This is a genomic window from Lysinibacillus sp. NPDC096212 (assembly GCF_044763105.1).
GTDB lineage: Bacteria > Bacillota > Bacilli > Bacillales_A > Planococcaceae > Lysinibacillus.
The window spans coordinates 275,444-298,490 of record NZ_JBIWFQ010000003.1 but is presented as its reverse complement, the minus strand read 5'-3'; the positions used below and the strand labels follow the sequence as shown (position 1 = coordinate 298,490).

Annotated in this window: 20 protein-coding genes and 1 other RNA gene; all 21 read right to left on the bottom strand. The window is 38.6% G+C overall.

Annotated elements, in window-relative coordinates; all coding sequences use genetic code 11:
- Nucleotides 1–24: 24 nt before the first annotated feature.
- Nucleotides 25–891 (bottom strand): phosphate propanoyltransferase, encoded by an 867-nt coding sequence (locus ACIQ7T_RS04855; protein WP_370082169.1) that lies wholly within the window; start codon nt 889–891, stop codon nt 25–27.
- Nucleotides 892–903: 12 nt separating this feature from the next.
- Entirely contained in the window at nt 904–1,494 is a 591-nt protein-coding gene (gene pduL, locus ACIQ7T_RS04850; RefSeq protein ID WP_370082170.1) for a phosphate propanoyltransferase, read from the bottom strand.
- A 397-nt stretch (nt 1,495–1,891) separates the two neighbouring features.
- Nucleotides 1,892–2,170, bottom strand: coding sequence for a BMC domain-containing protein (locus ACIQ7T_RS04845; protein WP_053482447.1), 279 nt, complete (start codon nt 2,168–2,170; stop codon nt 1,892–1,894).
- A gap of 16 nt (nt 2,171–2,186) precedes the next feature.
- Nucleotides 2,187–3,677, bottom strand: a complete 1,491-nt coding sequence (locus ACIQ7T_RS04840; RefSeq protein WP_370082181.1) for an aldehyde dehydrogenase family protein — start codon at nt 3,675–3,677, stop codon at nt 2,187–2,189.
- A 15-nt stretch (nt 3,678–3,692) separates the two neighbouring features.
- Nucleotides 3,693–4,343 (bottom strand): ethanolamine utilization microcompartment protein EutL, encoded by a 651-nt coding sequence (eutL, locus tag ACIQ7T_RS04835; RefSeq protein WP_370082183.1) that lies wholly within the window; start codon nt 4,341–4,343, stop codon nt 3,693–3,695.
- An 11-nt stretch (nt 4,344–4,354) separates the two neighbouring features.
- Entirely contained in the window at nt 4,355–5,386 is a 1,032-nt protein-coding gene (gene eutC, locus ACIQ7T_RS04830) for an ethanolamine ammonia-lyase subunit EutC (RefSeq protein ID WP_370082184.1), read from the bottom strand.
- A gap of 9 nt (nt 5,387–5,395) precedes the next feature.
- Nucleotides 5,396–6,766 (bottom strand): ethanolamine ammonia-lyase subunit EutB, encoded by a 1,371-nt coding sequence (locus tag ACIQ7T_RS04825; RefSeq protein ID WP_402868913.1) that lies wholly within the window; start codon nt 6,764–6,766, stop codon nt 5,396–5,398.
- Between the two features lie 5 nt (nt 6,767–6,771).
- Complete coding sequence (locus ACIQ7T_RS04820; RefSeq protein WP_370082188.1) at nt 6,772–8,196, bottom strand: ethanolamine ammonia-lyase reactivating factor EutA; 1,425 nt, start codon at nt 8,194–8,196, stop codon at nt 6,772–6,774.
- Nucleotides 8,197–8,216: 20 nt separating this feature from the next.
- The gene (locus ACIQ7T_RS04815; RefSeq protein ID WP_370082190.1) at nt 8,217–8,714 is read right to left on the bottom strand and encodes a EutP/PduV family microcompartment system protein; all 498 of its coding nucleotides are present in this window, start codon (nt 8,712–8,714) and stop codon (nt 8,217–8,219) included.
- Between the two features lie 10 nt (nt 8,715–8,724).
- Nucleotides 8,725–9,066: an ethanolamine utilization microcompartment protein EutS gene (eutS, locus tag ACIQ7T_RS04810; protein ID WP_053482454.1), complete on the bottom strand. Its 342-nt coding sequence runs from the start codon at nt 9,064–9,066 to the stop codon at nt 8,725–8,727.
- Nucleotides 9,063–10,325: an ethanolamine utilization protein EutH gene (gene eutH, locus ACIQ7T_RS04805; protein WP_370082192.1), complete on the bottom strand. Its 1,263-nt coding sequence runs from the start codon at nt 10,323–10,325 to the stop codon at nt 9,063–9,065. Before eutH ends, eutS begins: the two co-directional genes overlap by 4 nt.
- Nucleotides 10,326–10,508: 183 nt before the next feature.
- Nucleotides 10,509–11,087, bottom strand: coding sequence for an ANTAR domain-containing response regulator (locus ACIQ7T_RS04800; RefSeq protein WP_370082194.1), 579 nt, complete (start codon nt 11,085–11,087; stop codon nt 10,509–10,511).
- On the bottom strand, nt 11,080–12,510 hold the full coding sequence (locus ACIQ7T_RS04795; RefSeq protein ID WP_370082196.1) for a sensor histidine kinase: 1,431 nt from the start codon (nt 12,508–12,510) through the stop codon (nt 11,080–11,082). Before ACIQ7T_RS04795 ends, ACIQ7T_RS04800 begins: the two co-directional genes overlap by 8 nt.
- A gap of 257 nt (nt 12,511–12,767) precedes the next feature.
- Nucleotides 12,768–14,675, bottom strand: a complete 1,908-nt coding sequence (locus ACIQ7T_RS04790; protein WP_370082198.1) for an ATP-dependent DNA helicase — start codon at nt 14,673–14,675, stop codon at nt 12,768–12,770.
- An 85-nt stretch (nt 14,676–14,760) separates the two neighbouring features.
- Complete coding sequence (locus ACIQ7T_RS04785) at nt 14,761–15,897, bottom strand: THUMP domain-containing class I SAM-dependent RNA methyltransferase (RefSeq protein WP_402868909.1); 1,137 nt, start codon at nt 15,895–15,897, stop codon at nt 14,761–14,763.
- Nucleotides 15,898–15,900: 3 nt separating this feature from the next.
- Nucleotides 15,901–17,640, bottom strand: a complete 1,740-nt coding sequence (locus ACIQ7T_RS04780; RefSeq protein WP_370082202.1) for an EAL domain-containing protein — start codon at nt 17,638–17,640, stop codon at nt 15,901–15,903.
- A 293-nt stretch (nt 17,641–17,933) separates the two neighbouring features.
- Nucleotides 17,934–18,314: RNase P RNA component class B (gene rnpB, locus ACIQ7T_RS04775), an RNA gene on the bottom strand.
- A 60-nt stretch (nt 18,315–18,374) separates the two neighbouring features.
- Nucleotides 18,375–18,668 carry a cell division regulator GpsB gene (gpsB, locus tag ACIQ7T_RS04770; RefSeq protein ID WP_370082204.1) on the bottom strand — a complete coding sequence of 98 codons (294 nt, stop codon included), beginning with the start codon at nt 18,666–18,668 and terminating at the stop codon, nt 18,375–18,377.
- 118 nt (nt 18,669–18,786) lie between these two features.
- Complete coding sequence (locus tag ACIQ7T_RS04765) at nt 18,787–20,040, bottom strand: ribonuclease H-like domain-containing protein (protein WP_402868906.1); 1,254 nt, start codon at nt 20,038–20,040, stop codon at nt 18,787–18,789.
- 378 nt (nt 20,041–20,418) lie between these two features.
- Entirely contained in the window at nt 20,419–22,683 is a 2,265-nt protein-coding gene (locus ACIQ7T_RS04760) for a DEAD/DEAH box helicase (RefSeq protein WP_402868904.1), read from the bottom strand.
- Nucleotides 22,658–23,032, bottom strand: a complete 375-nt coding sequence (locus ACIQ7T_RS04755; RefSeq protein ID WP_402868933.1) for a YppE family protein — start codon at nt 23,030–23,032, stop codon at nt 22,658–22,660. Before ACIQ7T_RS04755 ends, ACIQ7T_RS04760 begins: the two co-directional genes overlap by 26 nt.
- Between the last annotated feature and the right edge of the window lie 15 nt (nt 23,033–23,047).

The window sequence follows — 23,047 nt, the reverse complement described above, 5'->3', positions numbered from 1 at the left end:
CTCTTTATCCCGTATGGACTATATTTACTCAGAGCGAATTGTTAACGTCTTATTCAGCTCTCGTATTTTGTCATACGCCAATGCTGTCACAATTGTTTTTTTAGGAACCACAATTTCCTGCGCCTCTATTTCAAGCACTTCTACTTGCGAAAGTAGTTTCTTATCAAATTGATAGCTTAATGGTTTTTCAGCCTGACTTACGACTGGCGAAAGTTCTTGAACATTCATTTGTCCCTTAGCTTGAGCATTGACAATTTCCGCAAATGCACCTTGCTGGATTAAACCGGCATTTGCCTCATCTGTATCGATATGCATCTCCAATCGATAACGCTCTGAAACGCGAATCATTACATTTGATAAAATAATCGGTCTTATACCTTCTACTTTAATTTGTACCGATTGTCCGTCCACTACTTGGAACTGAGCACTGTCAGTTGGTGACATATGAATATGTGCTTGTGCAATAATGAGTCCCTCATTTAGCACGACACTGCCCTTTGGACCAATAAGTGTAACGGGGCTAGAGCCTTTAATATCTCCTGATACCCTTAAAGGTGGCTTAACCCCTAATTTCATCGCGTCTGTCCAGCTAATTTCTACTTGAGATAATGAACGAGCAGGGCCTAAAATGCGTACTCGTTCAATAGATCCCTTCGGACCAGCAATAACAACTGTTTCCTCAGCAGCAAATTGTCCTGGCTGCGAAAGCTCAAACTTAGGTGTTAATTGATAGTTTTCACCAAAAAGCTGCTCCACTTCCGCTTGAGCAAGATGAACATGTCGTGCTGATACACCGACAGGGATCTTTCCGTCATGCTGAGAGGAAGGCTGATTTTTTAAAACTTGTTGTAATACTTCTTCAACAATTTCTTGGATTAAATTTTCCTGCATCTAACCTCCTCCTTATGTCAATGATCTAATAATTCTTCCTTGGGCTTGTTGTTCAATAAAGCCAGCATTTGCTTCATCTGTATCGATATGCATCTCTAAACTAAAATCGTTTGATACACGAACTACAACCCCTCGAAATGTCACAGGTCGCTCACTATCAACTTCAACAAATACTAATTCATTATTTTGAACGTCCAATGCTAACGCATCTTCTTCCGTCATATGAATATGTGCCTGTGCAATAATGACTCCCTGCTTAATGATAATTTCTTGTTCTTGATTGATTAATTTGATGCCAGCTGAACTTTCAATATCACCCGATTGTCTCAAAGGAGGGGTTAATCCTAATTTCATTGCATCTGTTCGACTAATTTCCACCTGTGTTGCCGCTCTTACAGGACCTAATACACGTACATTGTGAAGAATACCTTTTGGTCCCTCAATAGAGACACGCTCTTTAGCTGCAAACTGTCCTGGCTGCGAAAGATCAAAATCCTTCGTTAGCGCTGCATTCGGACCAAAAAGTGCCTGTAAATCTTCTTCACTGACATGTATATGACGAGCTGAAATGGCCACAGGAAATGTTTTTGTCGCTGTATTCAAGTTAGCCACCTCTATATCTATTTCGCTATATTGTTATAGGAAATGAAGCAGGATGAGACGCAATGTGTAACATCCTGCCCTTCCGTTTATGATGTTCTATCTGTCGGTTCGAGGATTCTTTCCGTCACCTCGGACCTTCTATCCGTCACTTTGATTTTTATCCGTCGCTCCTGGGATTCTTTCCGTCGCTGCGGACCCTCTTTCCGTCACTTTGGCACTTCTTTCCGCCGCTTCGGCTTTTCTATCCGTCACTTCGATGATTCTTTCCGTCGCTTCGGACCCTCTTTCCGTCGCTTTGACTACCTTCCGTCGCCTCGGATCTTCATTCCGTCGCTTTGACTTCTATCCGTCACTCCGACTTTTTCTTTCCGTCGCCCTTGTCTGGACAGAAATAAAATTAAGCTTCTGCTTTTGGTAAAATTAATTCTAATTCATGGTGTGGGCGTGGGATTACATGAACTGATAGAAGTTCTCCAACACGTTGGGCCGCTGCTGCACCTGCGTCTGTAGCTGCTTTTACTGCGCCGACATCACCACGAACTAATACAGTGACAATACCGCCACCAACATGTACTTTTCCTACTAAATTAACGCTAGCAGCCTTCACCATTGCATCTGCTGCTTCAATTGCTCCTACTAATCCTTTTGTTTCTACCATTCCTAATGCTGTACTCATTTGTCATTCCTCCAAATTATTTATTTTGTAATGTTATTTGTTTTAATACTTGATCAACAATTTGTTGAACTACTGCTGTATCCAAAGATGGATCTTGTGCCTTGATATTCTCTACTACTGGTTTTGCTAAAAATTCTGGTTTTGGCACTTCTACATCTTTAATGCCGTAAGCCATACGTTTAATATTCAATAAATGTCTCGCTGTAATGTTATCGGACGTAATATTGCCACCAAACGTACCACACCCTAATGTAAAGGATGGGGCCAATCCAGTAGTTCCACCAACAGCGCCGATGGATGATAATGTATTAACAACAATTCTAGACACCGGTAATTCAACTGAAAACTGCTCAGCTAAAGCTGTATTTTCTGTATGAATCGAGCATGTATGCCCGCGTCCACCTATGTTTAATAAATCAATCATCACCTGTTTTGCCTCTGTACTGTCCTCGACAGTGTATAACGCAAATATCGGTGATAGTTTTTCCAGTGAAAATGGAATGTTTTTGCCAATCATCGTTTCCATACCAACAAGTACTTTTGTATCTTCCGGCACGGTAATACCGATAGAATCAGCTAAGCAAGCTGCTGACTTACCTACAATTTGAGGATTTACCTTCCCAGGGATAGGAGAAATCAACTTCTCCATCTTCACCTTCTCTTCATCACTCAAAATATAAGCGTTGTTTTTCTTTAGCTCTGTTAAAACTTGTTCGGCAATGACTTTATCTACAATAATCGATTGTTCTGTAGCACAAATTGTACCGTTATCAAAAGACTTACTTTGGACAAGCTGGCGAACAGATTTGGATATATTCGCCGATTTTTCAATGTAAGCTGGCACATTTCCTGGTCCTACACCATAAGCAGGTTTGCCTGAACTATAGGCTGCTTTTACTAGTGCACCACCACCAGTCGCTAAAATTAAGTGAATATCTGGGTGCTTCATTAATTGCTGCGTAGCTTCCATAGAAGACATTGTTAAACAGTGTAGCAATCCTTCTGGTGCTCCTGCTTGTTCTGCAGCTACTCTACAAATCTCTAAAGCTTCCTTTGTACAATTAACCGCATATGGGTGTGGGCTTAGTACGAGACCATTTCTAGTTTTCAATGAGATAAGTGTTTTAAAGATTGCTGTTGATGTTGGATTTGTCGTTGGTACAATGCCCGCGATGACTCCAAACGGACTAGCAATCTCTGTCACTTTTTTCATTCGATCGACACCAACGACACCAACAGTCTTCAAATCTTTAATATCTTCATAGACATCTCTAGAGGCTACCTCATTTTTCATTTTTTTATGATTAGGTATGCCCATTCCTGTTTCTTGAACGGCCATATTTGCCAAACGTTCTGCCTCTTTAAATGCGGCATCTGCAACAGCCTTGATGATATGATCAACTTGCTGCTGTGAATACTGCATGTAAGCAGCCTGTGCCATATTGGCATGTCTCACGGCGTCTCTCATTTCTTGAATTGCTAATAAATCTTTATCTAGTGTGGCCACTAAAGCCCCTCCTTTCTAAACAACTGGGTTTCTCGCTAAAATTTCAATAGCTTCTCTAAAAGCATTAGCAGCAGCTTGGCAGGAAGATTGGCTACCACTTACTAAACCGCCACCGAAATTGGTTTCAGATGGTGGACCAAAGAAAACCTTTAACTCTACATCTGCCGCTTTTAATGCAGCATCTAAACCAACTACAGCCTCAAGTGGCGGTGCAATTAAATATGCAAGGGCTGTTCCAACCTTTACGTTTGCTAGCTCTGCCAAATACGTACCACAGCTCGCTACAGTATGTGCAAAAAGAGCGTGGCTTTCATTTTGAAGAATGGCTTCAAAATACGTATCAAACTGGATTTTCTGCTGAATCGCATCGAAACCACTGCGTATTTCATCAGGCGAGCTACCAGCAATGATGCCAATGACCTCACCAGATAATGGCCCAGATGCGTGTGCCGCTCCAGCATAGAAGCTTTTTGCATAAACAACATCAACATCTGCTTTTTTCGTAGCCTCGTCCAGCGCTACATATCCAACATCATCTATTGTTAGAGTTACGAGTCCAATGCTATTGTGATATGGCTTTAAATCTAATTGCTCTGCTAATTCATTATTCACTCTTGGAATGATTTGCATTGCCAAAATTTCTGCCATAATTTTTTGAGGATTCATTGTTTGGCCCCCTAACTTTCTTTTGCCACAAGACCTACTCCACTTGCCTTGTAATGCAATATTTTTTGAACGACTGTTCCTAAATATGCACCTGCCTCTAATGGCGGGATACCACCTTTATGAATATTCGAAACGACCATTCGATCTGCTTCTACAGTGCCCATTCTAGGTTGATAGCATATATAGGCACTCATTGACTCAGCAGATACAAGTCCTGGACGCTCACCTATTAAATAAACGATTACTTCTGCTTGTAAAAGCTCGCCAATTTCATCCATAAGAGCAACACGCCCTTTATCAATATAGAAAGTAGTTCCTATTTCAATATTTAAATTACTAAGACTTTGCTGTAACGCTAAGTAAACATCTTGCACATTTTCTTCAATCGCACTTGCACTTAATCCGTTAGAAATAATGATTTGTACCTTTGGGTTTTTTCTACACTTCGATTGAATAAGTGTCTTTGCTTCATCTGATAAACGACGACCTAAATCCGGTCTAGTAATGTATTCTTCCTTATCTGTCACTCTTGATGTTACTTGAAAGACATCGAGCTTTTGTAGTAGCCCTTCTGTCACTTCTCCATATACTGCATCTACTGCTGCCGCATGATCGAGTCGGAACTTTAGCCAAGTTTTTGTTTTAGGTCTTGTTCCAGCTCTGCCAACACCTATTCTTGCTGGTGTATGCTTTTTTGCAGCTTGAACACTTTCAGACACTTCATCCTCTTCAAATTTAAAAGCTGTGATAGGTACTGAAGTGTAAGTCGATTCATCATTACTTGCACTGTAATATGATTGTTCATGATTACTTGATTCAGTATGATAAAGTCTAATTAGTGGTTCATTAGATTGTTCTGTTACGCTCGGACTTGCTACTTCATCAGCATACTTAGCATTAGCTACTGTATCGTGAAACTTAATAAGTGGTTCCTTTTGGTCTTCTGTTAGCACTTCTATGTCATGAGAAGATTTGTCTAACGCATTATTGCCCATCTTTTCCATTACGAGCTGAGTAATCATCGATACTAGTTGGTCATTCAATTGACTCACCTACCTTTCAAATATAGATAAATCGCCAGCTCTTGCAGATAGACGACCATTTTCATAAATGCCCATTTTTTCTAACCACGCTAGATATTCAGGTGCTGGTTTTTTACCAAATGTTTGAAGTAATGTAGCGACATCATGGAAGCTCATGGACTGATAATTCAGCATGATATCGTCGCCCATAGGTGCAGCGATAATAAAATTGACACCAGCTGCTGTTAGTAAAACACTTAAATCTTCAACATCATTTTGGTCTGCCTTAATATGGTTCGTGTAACAAATATCAACGCCCATTGGGATGCCGTGCATTTTGCCCATAAAGTGATCTTCTAGTCCTGCACGTATAACCTGTTTGTTATTGTATAAATACTCGGGTCCAATAAAGCCAACAACCGTGTTCACAATATACGGATTAAAATGTCTAGCAAAGCCGTAATTGCGCGATTCAAGTGTTACTTGGTCAATACCCCTATGTGCCTCAGCAGATAGCTCCGAACCTTGTCCAGTTTCAAAATAGAATAAGTTCGGACCTGTTCCTGTTCCTTGCTTTTTCACAAGCTCTTCTGCTTCTCTTATTAAGTCAGCAGAAATGCCGAACGAGCGATTGGCAATTTCCGTTCCAGCAATACTTTGGAAAATCATATCGGCTGGTGCCCCTTGTTTAATAGCTTTCATTTGTGTTGTAATATGTGCTAACACACAGTTTTGTGTAGGAATCGACCAATCATTGATAAATTCCTTTGTGGCTTGCAATACTTTTTTCACACTTTCAACTGAGTCATCTACTGGGTTAATTCCAATGACTGCATCGCCAATACCATAGGACAATCCTTCTTTTAATGAGGCAATAATCCCGTCAATATTGTCTGTTGGATGATTCGGCTGTAATCTTGAGGAAAGTGTGCCCTTTTGTCCGATCGTAATATTACAAGTTGACAGTATTTCTACTTTATTGGCAGCATGGACGAGATCTAAGTTAGACATTAGCTTAGTAACGGCCGCAATAATTTCTGAATTCATGCCCTTGCTTAAGCGTTTTAATTCCCGGTCGCCTGTTTCGTTGGATAAAATATATTCTCTTAGTTGCTCGATACTCCAGTTTTTAATTTCTCCATAAATTTGCTCATTGATATCACCTTCAATAATGCGTGATACTTCATCATTTTCAGAAGGAACTAATGGATTTTCTCTTATATCCTTCACTAACAGCTCACTGAGAACGGCCTTTGCCGCAATTCGTTGCTGTACAGATTCAGCCGCGATTCCAGCTAGCTGATCTCCTGATTTTTCTTCATTGGCCTTAGCCATTACATCTTTTAATGAATTAAAATTATATTTTTCTCCACCAAATATCACCGATAGATTCACATTCATCCTCCTTACTTTGAATGGAAAGCAAGTGTTTTTACAACGACTGGGACAACACCAGATGGTAGTACTTCCCCAATGTCAATATAATCACCTGTTTCTACTTTGATTTGATCGATGCAAATGATGGGAACTGTTTGATTGATTGCTCGTATCGTTTGCCCAATAACCTTTGCATAATCTGATTGAATGACTATGATAATTGGTATTTCCTTGGAGCTTCTCATAGCTAAGTGCTTCAAAATGGCCTCACATAATATATGGACATCCTGGAAGCTTAAATAGGGTAAATGACTAAAATAAAGTGCAAACGGAGAACGATTCTCCTGTATAGAAAAGAGAGCCTCAGCTCGTGCAACAGCTGTTTTCACCGCATAGTCGAATTCTTTGCTGTGCGTATCCATATGGCAATTGAAAACAGGCACATTTTTCAAAGGCAATACTTCCGCATCTACCTGAATCGTTGCACCACTAATCTCAGTTGTTTGCGTACCCGCACCAGTCACTGTTGCCCTCGCTGTTTCCTCTGGTTTTAACCATAAAAAGGATTGTAGCTGTTCATGCTGTAAAAGCTTTTTTGCCAATTTTTCACCGATATCATCATACTGTCGATTTATACATTCATTTTCATAAATACAGGCAGCTACCCCACCGGAAAAAACGATTGCATCAATTGGTTTATCCCAAGTTGGCAAATGTCCTAGCAATAAAGGATGCTGTTCTTCTGTTAATTGTCCGCTTAGCGTCATCGCTACTATATCCGCCATTTCTTGTATTAGTTGTATGACACGTACATCTTCTGCTGAATCACCAACCGTTAATGGCTTTGACCATTTCTCCATTAGTTTCATAATGGGTGGTGAAATCGATTGAACAATGCCATTCTGAAATTCTATAAGTCTTCCACCGACATGCAATGTACACGTACCCATTACTTCTCCGAATTGCATTACCGCAATATTTGCTGTACCACCACCGATATCGATGTTAGCGATAACTTTGGCAGTATTTTTAGATTGCTGTAATGTACCTGCGCCTTTTGCCGCAATTATCCCTTCCAAATCAGGTCCAGCAGTAGCAACTAAAAAGTGCCCGGCTGTATCTGCAATCGCATGAACAACCTCGCTGGCATTTTCCTTTGTGGCAGATTCGCCTGTTATGATAATGGCACCTGTTGAAATATCTGCCGGTGAAATGTGAGCCAATTGATATTGCTGAAAAATAAATTGCTCGATTTTTTCCATGTCGATAATTTCTTTATTGATAAACGGTGTTCTAATAATTGGACTTTGATGCAAAATCGTTTTTTCAATAATTTCTATGCGTGGCACATGCGTTACACCTGCAACGTTTTTCAACAGAAAACTACTGACAACCATCTTTGTTGTACTTGTACCAATATCAATGCCTGCACTATAAATTTTTTCTGTCTTCAATTTACTCTCCCCTCTCGCCACTACGGGCAATACATGAGATAAGGACTATCACGATCCTTCACAAATTGACGAATTTCTTCCTCAGTACTGAGCTGTATAAGTGGTGCAATAAATTTAATACCTAGCTTTTGCCACGAAGAGGTTTTCACAATAGGACCATGCGTCATGACATTTTGTAATAGCGATACTGCTCTTTCTACATCTGCAAGGGGTGCATCAATTTTTGTAATGACACCAATTTGTATTTTGGGAATTCCTAAGCTAAATTGCGGAGGAAAAACACTCTTTGATGAGGTGGCATCCTGCAAATAAATCACATGTGTCACTTCAAGCGATGTCGCCATAATGTTTCTGTAATACATCGGATTTTCTATATATTCTCCGGGTGTATCAACTATCCAGTCATCATAAACGAGCGCCTGTGTTTTATTGGCTTGTCTATCTTTCCCCAATAACGCATTCATCAGTGTCGACTTACCTGCTTGCACACCACCTATGATCATTACTCGATTTTTCATACAGCACATCCTATGACTTGGTTATTTTTGATGGCGTATAGCCTAGCATCTCTGATAGAAAACGATTAATCTCTAACATCGCCATTTCAACCTCGGAAACACTACCAACAATAACGAGACTGCCAGTAAAGCGATCTAAAAATCCTAGTCTTACATTGGCTGCCTTTGTTGCTAAATCTCCTGCGATAATAACTGTTTCACTCGGTGTACAAGTCATGATGCCTAGTGCACCGGCTTCTTGAATGCCGAGCTTTTGAAACATCTCAGGATCAGGATTTGCTATTAGATGACTCAATGTTAGTTGCTTTCCTGGCACAAACTCCTGAATAAAGCGTTTCTTTTCTTCACTCACACATCATCACTCCTTTCAAGATTTTTATCTGTTAAATATTCACCTTCTTTAATAATGCCTGCCTTGCGATCCTCTTGTTCTAGCCTTAGAGCTGTTGGAACAGATAATTTATAGGCTAAAATAATAGCGATCACACCCGCTAAAAACTTACCAGTAATAACAGGTAAAATAATTGTCGGCTGGAAATTAGCCGTAAACGATAAATGATCTCCTAGTAGGAATGCTGAACAAACACCAAAGGCAATGTTAATAACCTTATCTTTCGGCGGCATATGTCGAACGAGTGTAAACATGGCTAAAATATTGGCAATCGTCGCTAAAAGACCTGCGCTTCCTACTGATGATAAGCCTAATTTTCCACCTACTGCTTCTAGAGGTTTCGATGCATATTTTCTTATTAAGTACACCATTGGGAATGCACCCGATAACATAATACCGATATACCCTGCTGTTTCTAATGCCCGGAATTGATCGATTTCATCTGCCATGATCGGATCAAAGCCCCACGCACCAAAAATTTTGGTGAAAACACCTGTGAATATTTCTACAATCGAGAACACTAGCACAAGCTTGATAGCAGCATCCATCACGCGTCCAAAAATCATGAAACCTTTGATCATGCCATTCGGAATTAGTTTAAGACCTAGCGCAATTAACACTACGAAAATAAATAAAGGCAATAAATTAATTAATATTTGTAAAACAGAAATGGCAAACACGTATGTTGGTGCAGCTGTTGTACTAATCACTTCACGAACATCTGTATTAAACGTCACAATCATGATGGAAGAAATAAATGCTCCAATCGGAATTGTTAAAACACCTGCCATAATACCTAAAGCCATATATTTATGATCACGCTTATCTAACATGGCAAGTCCCATCGGAATAGAGAACACGATTGTTGCGCCTGACATAAATCCGACAACTAGAGCCATAACCCATCCTTCATAAGACTCTTTTAACGCATTCGCTAATTGGTATCCTCCCATGTCCGAGGCTAAAATTGTCGTTGCTGCAATTGCTGGATCTGCACCAATCAATTCAAAAATCGGACTAATAAAATGACTTATAAACCACGTTAAGTAAGGTATAGCAGCCATGATCCCTGCAGCAGGTACAAAAATATGTCCAACCGTATGAATACCATTCATAAACTCTTTCCCGATTCCATATTCAGCATCTCGAATTGCTCCGATTGCCCCTAAAACTGCACAGGTCATAATAATATAAACGATCACCGTTCCTACCATTGCCATCCTACTCATCCCCCCTTTAATTTTTCTATTTATCAATTTCGCCTTGGCGTAATTGTTGCTGTCGCTGCGCTTTCGCACAGAAAACACTTGTGGCTGGCGCTTTGTTTTCGCCACAGAAAACATCTCTGAATGAAGATAAAAAAAGACGCATTAAAGAGGAATTCTCTTTAAAGCGTCTTTGCTTTAACTATTTACTTGTAATGTATTGATAATGCGCCTTGCAATAAGCGCCATTTCCTGTTGAGTCTGCATACTCTCATTGCGAATTTTTTTATAAGCTTCGTCCTCGCTAAGGTTCTCTGACTGCATTAGCAAACCTTTTGCTCGTTCGATTATTTTTCGCTTTTCTAATTCTGTTTGTTTATGCAGCAATTCCCCGTTTAGACGGTTGAACTTATCAATCTGGTGAAATGCCACTTCCAACGCCGGAAGGACATTCCTCTCAGAAAACGGTTTCATAACATAGCCTAAAATATTGTCCTGCTTCATATACAGTAACAATTCTTTTTCACTATAAGCTGATATAAATAGCACCGGTATACCGAGCTGCTGTTCAATAATTTTGCTTGCCTTCAAACCATCTAGCTTTGGCATTTTAATGTCCATTAAGATTAACTGTGGCTTATGTGTAAAAGCCAACTCAATTGCCGATTCTCCATTATTCGCTTGTGCTACCACTTCGTAGCCGTTATCTTCTAGCATAAACTTCAAATCAATGGCAATAAGTGACTCATCTTCGACAATCATAACTTTCCTAGTCATTTAGGATAAATACCTCCTCACTTACAGGGAACTGAATTTGAGTATGTGTACCTTGTTCACTAGGGATAATTGAAAATGTGCCAGCTAAATCATATTCAACAAGCCTTGTAATAATCTCCATTCCAAATGATGCCTTCACCTCTTGCATTCCAACGCCATTGTCAGAAATATAAAGTGAAATAGTGGAAGCATCCTGTTGAAATTGAATATTGATTGTACCCTCCTCACGACCAGTAAAAGCATATTTCAGTGCATTTTGCAGTAGCTCACAAATGATTAACGCGAGCGAAACAGCTTTTTTAGAATGACAAAATAACTGTACATTATCATCATGAAAAGTCAACTGAATAGATGGTGTGTTGGATGTCCCAACCATTTTATGTCCAATTTTTTTAGCCAACGCGATAACGTCTACTTTCTCTTCAGCGTTATCCTCATTTTCTAAAATAAGTTCATAAACTGATGAAATACTATATATTCGATTTAACGCCTCTTGAAAAGCACTTGCACTTGAAGCTGACAAGTCATTTCGCATTTGCAAGCGCAATAGACTTGTAACTGTCTGTAAATTATTTTTCACTCGGTGGTGAATTTCTCGTATAGCAAATGTTTTCATCATTAGTTCATTTTCTTTTAGCTTAAGCTCTGTAAGATCATGAATAATGAGGAGTGTCACTCTATCGTTTTGATCACGAATAGGAATTTTCTTTACAATAAAGGATTTACGATCAATCGTAATTTCTAAGAAAAAGACATCATCGCCTTTATCATAGACCTCCTGTAAAAAAGGTAAAATCTTATTCAATGCAACGTTGTCAAAACGTTCTAGCCCTGTTAGTTCCGATATAAATCGGTAACCTGCAGGATTGCTATAGATCACTTTATTTTCATGATTTGTGAGAATAATTGATTCAACTAGCAAATCAGAAACTACTGGAATCGGTTGAGAATTTGGCTCTACAATATGCTCAATTAATGCAAAAGGCATATGACGAAAATCATCTTTAGGTGTTGTTTGCATTTCCACCTTTTTTTCCTGGATTAACACTGCAATAACCTGTTGGTGGTTATTAAAGAGAGGGACAACGTTTTGTTCAACCGTTATACCTTCCTGTGTGATTGCTCTAGTAATTGATGATTTTTCTTTATTTTTAAAAGCAGCAAATACTGCTGGCTCGAAGCTTTCAAAGACAAATTTGCCAATTACAGATTTTTCGTATAAGCCTCTTTCTGTTTTTGGGAAAGCTTCTGCCACAACAATTGCATGTGGTAAGTTTTCCAGCATGCAATCTATGAACATATAACAATCTGTCAACTCAGCATAATACGATAATGTAGCTTCTATTTCTATTAACTTTTCTACATCTGTTGCAGATAAGCTCGTAAATTTTTGGCACAGCGATTGAATGTTCGACAGGCTCAAACCCCCTATCATAGAATAATCAAAAATTAACGTTGATTATTCTTGAAATTTCTTGTCATCATTATAAACCTTTTGCAAAATTATTTTCAATATAAAAAATAATTTATTTTAATAATTTTCGTTACATTACAAAGAACTATATAGCTTAAAAGAGAAATATTCAACACTTTTTTTCAATCTCATCATTATCTCACGATAAAAATATTATATTAATATATAAAAAAGCGAGATTGCAACAGATGCAAACTCGCTTTTTTCTACTTTATTTCTGGTGTAACGGCTAATATATTTTCAAATGTTTCACGTTGCTTTGCTTCTTCTTCATTTAACAAGATATGAATATCTCCATGGTCGTTTGAAGTACGAATTAAACGCCCCATTCCTTGCTGTAAACGAAGTTGCATAAACGGTAATTCCACTTCTTCATATGGATTTTCTGCAAATGTACGTTTCGCATCAAATAATGGATCATGTGGTGGGAAAGGCAAATCATAAATAATAACTCGTGTTAATGCCTCCTCCGGCAAATCTAGACCTTCCCATAAATGATAGGAGCATAATGTTTTGATGGTGCCTTCTTGGAAATCACGAACAATTCCTGATAGTTCACGGTCCCCCTCAAACGCTACATACATCCGTTCCATAAGAGGTAACTCTGCTTTGAAATCTAACATTGCTTGTTTTGATTTAAACAAAATTAATGTTTTTTCACCGTCACGTAATAGCTGTTGAACACGCGCCGTTTTCCCCTTTTGAGATAGCTCATGTAAATAAATTCGCATAACTTCTTCATAATCGAATGGAGATGGAACAGAAAACGATTGATAATCGCGAATTCCTAAGCTATAAGCAATATAGGAGAAATCTTTGTTGACTGATAAAGTTGCTGAAGAGAATATTATTGGAAGTTTTTTAGAGAATAATTTTTCTTCTAAAACTTCTGTGATGAGACGCGGCATAATTACGAGCGTTTCCTCTCCATCAGTTTCCTCTAACCAATCGACTGCATCTCCCTGCGCTATGAAAATACGTAAGGATGCCTCGTATTGTTCTAAATACTCCTCTGCCATATTTAATTCATACTCTGGAATCATATACATTTCAGATTCAAAGACAAGTTCCTCGAGTAATGTTTCAACATCAGCAATAAGTTGTTTACCGTATTTCAATAAATTTGGCGATTTATTAATACGTTTACGCTCTTCTTCAGAAGCTACTAGATCATCTCGTAGCTGGTCAAAAAATAACTCATGGTCATCTTGTAATTTTTCCATCGCATATAATGTACGTTCTCGCACACCATCTACCATTAAACGCTCTAACAATGTAACAATTGTTGTCGCCTGTACTTTATACGTCATTGCTTTTTGTGCGGCATATTCTAATAAATGGCCTTCATCTAGCACCATCATTGACACTTCAGGTAATAAAGCTAATTGCCCTTCACGTTCACGAGAATCCTTTGTAGCTAAATGCTCCATTAAAAAATCTTGTGAACAAATAATGAGATCCGCCGATTTACGATAATGTGCACGATGTAATGTTTGACCACATCGATTACGTAGGTCACATACTGAACACTGCATAATCGAGTTGTAGTTTACTTTTTGCCAATCTTCATCACTGACAGTTGGATAATCACTACGTTCACCATAAGGTTGTATAGCAATCATCGAGCCTTGTGCATATACTCCATCAGGTATAGAAAACGCAATATCGTCGATCCATTCATCGGACACTACTTTTTCAGCTTCCTCAAAACGCTTTAAACATAAATATTGGTCTCGTGACTTTGCTAAGCGAACATCAATTTCAAGACCTAACGTTTTTTGTAGCTTATAAATATCGCCGCCCTCTTTTACTAGCTGATCGATTAAGGTTTCATCAGCACATGCGATCAGAGCTGGTTTTCCAGTATAGCGTGCATAAGATACTGCAGGTAGTAAATAGGCAATTGTTTTCCCAGTCCCTACACCTGCCTCTGCAAAAAGCACGTTTTTCTCTTTTAAGGCCTGCTCAATTTGATATGCCATAAAAATTTGTTCATCACGGCATTCAAAGCCCTTTTCAGGTAATTCATCGTAAAGGACGTCCCCCATCCAGTCACCTAATGACTCAAAAAATGAGCGGTCCTTCGTTAATACAAATGGTAAAGATTTACGCAATTGACGTTCCCCCTCTAACTATCTGTTCCTATTATACGCGACGAAACGGAAGATAAGAAAAATTCTTATCTTCCGTTACCGTTTGTTAATCTCTTTTAGACTTTTGTCCCCAGAACTGGTAATAATTCGTTTCAATAAAGCCATTGAATAATTTACGCTTCTTCGTCGATTGACGACCGTACAATTCCTCAAAGTTTTTCATTGAAGACAACATGTATACAGACCAAGTCGGATAGTTTTTCATAACTTTTCCTAAATCACGAATTACCTGTTCCACGACTTCGATGTCGCCAATACGCTCTCCATATGGTGGATTACCAATCATAACACCATCTGTTAGCAGTGTTGTAAAATCACGTGCTTGCATTTGCTTGAACGTCATCATATCACCAAAACCTGCTTCTAGTGCATTTTCTTGTGCAATACTCACCATACGATGATCTATATCAGACCCGATAATTTCTAATGGCTGATCATAGTTCGCTAAGCTATCCGCTTCATCTCGCACTGCATCCCAAATTTTTGCCTTCATCCATGGCCAATTCTCTGATATAAATTCACGATTATAGCCCGGTGCAATATTTTGTCCAAACATTGCTGCTTCTAATGCAATTGTACCTGAACCGCAGAATGGATCAACAAATGGTCGATTCGGATTCCACTTTGAAATTTGTACAAGTGCCGCTGCTAATGTTTCTTTTAATGGTGCTTCGCCCTGTGCTTGACGATAACCACGCTTATGCAAGCCCGCACCCGAAGTATCAATAGTAAGTGTAGCCACATCTTTTAAAATTGAAACTTCAATTTTATAAGTTGCACCAGATTCATCTAAAAATCCTAAACGCTTATAATGTTGTTTCATGCGCTCTACAATTGCTTTTTTAGTAATTGCCTGACAATCGGGTACACTAAATAATTTGGATTTAACAGATTTCCCCGATACTGGGAAAGCCGCATCAACTGGTAAGTATTTTTCCCAAGGTAGAGCTTTTACACTTTCAAATAACTGTTCAAAAGATTTAGCAGGAAACTGTCCTACAACGATTTTTACTCGGTCAGCTACACGTAGCCATAAGTTTGTTCGTGCAATGGCCGTCTCGTCACCTTCAAAATACACTTTACCGTTATCGACTGTTGTTTCATAACCTAATGCCTGTACCTCTTGTGCTACAATCGACTCTAATCCCATTGCAGCAGTTGCTACTAATTTATAGTTTGCCATACACTAATTCCTTCCTTGATGTTCAATTTCCCAATACTCCATAAACTCAATAAGTTCGTGAAGTGGCAACGGTTTGCTGTAATAATAACCTTGAATTATATCACAGTTCATTTTACGTAGTATATCCACTTGTTGTGCTTGTTCTACACCTTCAGCAACAACTTTCATTTTTAGGCGATGCGACATTTGAATTATCGCATCCACTACTGCCTGTTTTTCATCGAGTGAGCCAATATGCTGAATGAAGCTGCGATCGATTTTTAAATAATCAAGGGGGAAGCGAACTAAATAACTAAGAGACGAATAACCTGTCCCAAAATCATCAATAGAAATTTTAAAGCCCATTTTCTTCAGTTGCACAAGCTTGCTAACCGTTTCATTGGCACTGTTCATCACAGTACGTTCTGTAACTTCGATTTCAAAATTGTTAGCAGGTGTGTTATAACGCTCTAATATTGACTGAACAGAGTCTAAAAAGTTTTGTTGCTTAAAGTGAATGCTTGAAATATTAATAGCAACTGGCGTTTTGTAGCCACCTTGACGCATCTCTATAACTGCCTCACAAGCTTTTTCTATGATCACTTCACTTAAAGGAATGATTAATCCTGTTTCCTCTGCATAAGGAATAAATTCTGCTGGAGAGACAAATCCTAATCTTTCACTATTCCAACGAACAAGTGCCTCTAATCCTTGAATCTCTTCATTTTCCATAGATATTTTAGGTTGGAAATGCAGCTCAAATTCTCGGTTTTCGATGGCTCTTCGTAGTTCTGAATCTAATAATAAAACACGCTGAGAGTCAGTCTTCAATTCATCAAAATAAAACGCATAGTCGTTAAGCCCATTCTTTTTTGAATAAGTCATTGCCTTGTCAGCGCAATGAATCAATTGCTCCGTTGCTTCACCATCTAATGGATACATACTGATACCAATACTCGTAGAAATAAAAATATCTTGACCATTAATATCCAAAGGCTGTTCAATAATCCCAATAATTTGTTCAGCAAAATTTGCGGCTTCTTTAGCATTCTTCACGTTTGTTAACGTAATAATAAATTCGTCACCGCCATATCTAGCAATGATATCTTTATTTTTTAACAATGTTTTTAAGCGTTTCGCCACTTCGACTAGAATGGTATCTCCGACTGCATGACCTAACGTATCATTAATTTGCTTAAATCGATCTAAATCTAAAAAATAGACTGCATGCTGTACTGAATGAGAAATAGTAGAAGTTGATTCTAATAGATTATCCATTCTTTCAATATATGCAAATCGATTTGATACTTCCGTTAATGAGTCAGTTAATAAACGCTTTTCTAGTTCATTTTCTACTATTTTTCTTTCAGACAAATCTGAGAAAATACCACAGTAATTTGTAATTTCTCCCTCATCATTGGCTACACCAACAATTGTTAACCATTCTGGATATACGTCTCCGGTTTTACGGCGATTCCATATTTCCCCCTGCCAATTGCCTTCTTGTCGTATCTTTTGCCACATATCTAAATAGAATTGCAATTCATGAACACCTGACTGTAGAACGGCTGGCGTTTTTCCAATCACTTCATTACGCTTATAGCCGGTAACAAATTCAAATGCAGGATTGACCAATTCTATTCTTTTCTCTTTATCCGTAATCATGATGCCTTCCGATACATTTTCGAAGATTTTTGTCATTAATGCAGTAGGATATTTGGAAATCGAATTTAGCTTCTCCAGACTATCGTTCACACCGTTCATGTTTCTGCTCCATCCTATCTCTCTTTACTACCCTCATTTTTTAGAAAAGCGCTTTTGCGCCAGTCTACTCGTATGTAGACAATATGTACATCGTTGCGATAACAGTTTATTAGATGTTTATGTTTCGAATCGTAGCGACAGAGGCATGACCAACAGTGTACAGCCTTATTCTCAAACGTATATCGCGCATGCCTAGACATGATTAACAAGTAACTTTTTCTTACTTTATTCAAAAGAAAAGCTCTCCACCAAATTGGAGAGCGCTTGTCATTTCATAAATAAGCATCAAAAAATTCCATAAGCCATGTTTTGTTCCCGAGTACTCAAACAGCTATCGCCTCGTACGGCCGGGTAGTAATCATCTATCTACAGAGCGAACTCTGTCCCTCTATCCGTTCAATTCCTTCAAGAGAGTGCCCCTACCATAATTTGGGTTTCTCACTCGTGGGGTTTACCTCGTTCCACCTTGCATGTTTCCAAGCAAGCTACGTCACTGTGGCACTTTCAGGAAGTTTCAACCATATCATTAAGACTTAGGTTTTCCTTCCGCCGTCAGCCTTTACAGCTGCCTTACCTTATTTTTTCAGTAAGCACGAACACTACGGTCATCTCAGAACCGTGCGAGCATGGACTTTCCTCTACGACGTCTAGCGCCGCAGCGATTACCAGAATTTCATGATGATAAAAAGATTATACTAGAGTTTTATGATAAATACAATATATTTGACAAAAAATTATTCGTACAACTTACTTCCGAATACGTGTTTCTCTAAATTCGAAAGACGTTTTAAAATATCAAAGTTTGTCGTACCAGTAGCCGATGCGACAGGTTGTCTCTTAGGAGTATTATCAATTTCTTCTTTTAACTGTTTATTTTCTTCACGAAGTTGGGCCACCACTTTTTCAAACGCTTCATAGTCTTGTATTATCTCATCAAGAAATGAATCGACTTCTTCTACATTGTAGCCTTTAAAATTTTTCTTAAATTCCTTTTCAAGGATCATTTTTGACGTTAATTTAATATCCATTCACATCGCCCTTCCTCACACTACATGCGTTACATTATAGCATACTTCATCACATTATATCGTCTGAAAACATCAAATGTAAGGCTAAACTTGTCGTTTCTTGCGTTTACCTGGGAAATTATTTCTTATTTCCTAACCTGAGTAACCTCTTTTCCCACGAAATTTCCCATTTCTGCTTTTGTTCTACTCTCCATTGCTCATTCTTAATTAATTTTATGCCCTCTTGCGTATAATAAATGGCCTGATCATAATCTTTCATTTGATGCTCATATATCATAGCGAGCTGTTCTAATACATGCAACTTTTTTCGTAGATCAACGAAATGGAGAGCAGCCACAAATGCATCGATTGCTTCACTAAACTTTTTATTTCTTTTATGCTGGATTGCTAAATAATATTGTGCATTGCCTGCTTCAAGTGCATCAAATTGGGTCGTTACCTTTTCCAAAACTTTTACGCTTTGTGAACCCTCTTTTAAATCAGCATACCATTTCCCGATATTTGTAAACGTTTTTGCCGATTCTTCGCTTGTCTCTTCAAATAGCAAATTTGTAGAATGGACATAAAGCGTAATCAGTGAAAGTAAATCCCATTCATTATGAAGAAGGACTTTCATAAGCGCATCTGGAACACCGCTTTTGATTGCATCTAAATAAATAATTGGTGCAAGATATCCAGGTATATCTCCAATGCGTGAAAAACCAAGCTTCTCTTCTTCCACAGATTTTAATTTCATTCGTTCCATATCATTTTTCCATAAACGCTTTGAACTATGCAACAAATCAATTTGCCGCTGTGTACGCAATTTAGGTAATTCTTTTTGGTGGAGTGTCCAACGTGTTTCAAGTTGCGGCCAGTCAAAGCTTTTTCCATTGTAGGTAATAACCGTTGCTGTTTTTTGCCAAAGCTTTGATTCAAAAAGTAACGCGGTCTCATGTGCGGGATCGGCTAGAATATATTGAGTTAAAATAAAGCTTCCATCTTCTTTTGACACTTCTAAAAAGCCCAGAAGAAAAATTTGTGTACCTACACCCTTTAAGCCAGTAGTTTCTGTATCAAAAAACAATACCTTTTCATTCATTTCTAACGCATATGGATGTTCGAACTTTGCCTCTTGCCATTTTACTAATGCATCAAAATATGACTGCAACTTATAATGACCATGTTGAAAACTAAAAGGATAACGCACTTGTCGTTTAAAAACAATACCGAAATCATTTTCTACAACTGTCAGGCCCGCCTTTTTCCACTGCACAGTATAGCTTGGAGCAATAGGTTTTTGATAAGCAGGTTTTTCCTCTTTTTTTATAGTTGTTGTCGTTTTTTTACCGAGCATTTTTTTCATTTGTAAAATTTTATTTTCGTAAGACATTTACTTCACTCATTTTCTGCATGTAAAATTGCTAAAACTTGTAGTACGTTTTTCTTCGCTTGCTGTAAACTATTTTGAGTTTTTACCACAAGTATAACCTATAGTAATCATAGTGCAACTTTTAGCCATTGCACAAAAAGGAGGCGATTTTCAGAAGGGCTGGACAAGTGCTCTTGTCGCTTTACTTTCGTCGTAGAGTACGGGTGGATTTAGTGGATAAAGTTAATCAACACACCTTATATAATAATTGAAATCTTTTTCTGATAATCGAGAGTATATTTTTCGCTACAAATAGAGCAACCGTAAACTTATACGCATGAAAGAAGAGGGCTTAAAGGAATAGTATTAGACTTTTCCCTATCAAACCCTCTTTGTACTCTAATTTAAAATTTGAAGCAGCTCTATTACTTTTTTCTTCCCCTGCTGCAAGCTATCTTGAGCCCCAATACAAGATGGACAGCCAGACTCACAAGCACAGCTCACTACATGGTGCTGTGTTCTCGATAATAGCTCTTCCCACAGTTCATAAACTTTTTCACTTAGACCAATACCACCAGGATACTTATCATAAACAAAAAACGTCGGTTGCTCATTATGAGTTGCCTTTACCTGTGGAACAACTGCTACATCACTACTATCACATTGAATAAACAAAGGTATGAACGCATTCATCGCATATGCAACTCCTGTCATAGCATCTGTTAGCTCCGCCTCCGACCATTTTTCTAGCGCAGAGAATGATAGCCACGAAGAGCTTGTGTGCATTTCATCTGGTGGTAAATGAATAGGGCCAGAACCAATATTATCGTGTGTACCAAAGCGAATTTTTTTAAATATCGTTGCCTGCGCGACTAAGCCAACATCTCCGAAGCCAATAACTCCACCCTGATAATCTCGGCTCCGATCTTCCTCTAGCACCTTCATCTCGACCGCTAAATTAGCGTCAGTATAGTAATCGACATCTACTTCTCGTACAAAGGCTTTCTTTTCTTCCCAATCTAGCTTTTCGACTTGAAATTGAATGCCCTGATGCAAATAAATAGCCTCTTCATGTAGCAATGTCATCGCACTATGGCGATCCATTTCACCGATAACTTTTGTTTGTGCAGCAACAGTCATATCAATGATCACAACATTTTCTTGTGAAGCAGAACGAAGACTAATGTCATGTGCCGGGAAACGGTCACTCATCCAATGCCACTTCTCACTCGTTTTAAAAACAACGCCTTCTTCCGATAAATATTCCAGTAACTCCTGAATCTCATATTCACCATACGTATCATGTACGGAAAATGGTAGCTCAAACGCTGCACATTTCAAATGATCCATTAAAATCAACATATTTTCAGGATAAATACGCGCTTCCTCTGGTGCACTGCCAAGTAAAAAAAGTGGATGGTTCACTACGTACTGGTCAAGTGCTGCCGATTGTGCTACATAAATGATTAGCGCCTCGTCCTGACGACGGCCAGCACGACCAGCTTGCTGCCAAGCACTAGCGATATTTCCCGGGTATCCTGTCATGATACAAGCTTGTAATTGGCCAATATCAACGCCTAATTCCAGCGCATTTGTACTAACCACAGTTTGAATAGTACCATCACGAAGCCCTCGTTCAATAACACGTCGCTCAGATGGTAAATAACCACCCCGATAACCTCGCACCGATTCATCTAAAAGCTTATTGCGTGTAAGCTCCTTTAAATACGTTACAATCATTTCTACTCGCACACGACTTTTAGCAAAAATAATGGTTTGAATACCTGCTGTATATAATCTTTTCGCGAGATCGCTCACCTCTAAAACAGCACTTCGACGCACGCCAAATGTTTTATGGACGATAGGTGGATTATAAAAAAGAAATGTCTTTTTCCCAACTGGCGCTCCAGAATCGCTGATTAAGGCATGGCTTTCATTCGTTAAAGCTTCTGCTAACTCTTTTGGATTTTTAATGGTTGCTGATGTACAAATGAAAATCGGCTTACTGCCATAAAACTCACAAATACGCTTTAATCTTCGAATAACGTGCGCAACATGCGAGCCAAACACACCTTTATATGTATGCAACTCATCAATGACGATATACTGTAAATTTTCAAATAGCGAAACCCATTTCGTATGATGTGGCAAAATCCCCGAATGAAGCATATCAGGATTTGTCATCACAATATGCCCTGCCTTACGAACCTTTTGGCGAATGCCAGGCGCGGTATCCCCATCGTACGTATAGCTTAAAATTTCCTCACCGCTTTGTTCGATTAGTTCATTTAGGTCATTTTTCTGATCCTGCGCTAAAGCTTTCGTTGGAAATAAATAAATCGCGCGTGAATTTTTATCTTCTAATATTTTTTGTAGTACCGGTAAATGGTAGCAATATGATTTTCCAGACGCTGTTGGTGTAACGGCAGTAAAGGAAACACCCTCCATCGCGTAATCAAACGCCTGGCGTTGATGGGTATACAGTTGTTCTATCCCTCTTGTACGGAGAGCCTTTACAAGTGAAGGATGTAAATTCTCTGGAAAAGGTGCATATTTAGCTTCACGCCCTTCAAGCGTTTGCCAGTGTAAAATACGTTCCTTTAACTCCTCATCATATCTCCACTCGTTTAATAGTTCACTAATGGTCCTTTTTTTCGATAACATCTGTTTCTCTCTCCTTCACTAGCCTTTCAAAAATTTTTAACGTATAAGAGGTTGAATGAATCGCATCTAAAAAACGCTTTTTACTTGTTTCTTTAAAAAAGGATTGCACAACAAATTGCTCCATCGATTCCACTGCTGAAGCAATTTGCTGTGTATGCATATATTTTGGCTTATTTTTTTGAATCCACTCATTCGCCTCCTGCTGCCATTCCTTTAAAAGCTGGTGAATGACATCAGCGTGTGGCTTAACCTCCACAAAAAAGTCAGGAGTACGATTCTCCTCACGCATTTTCCAAAAGCGTGAAACACATTTTTCACATTCATCTATCAATTGGGAAGTTTGCTGCATTAACAACAATTTCGC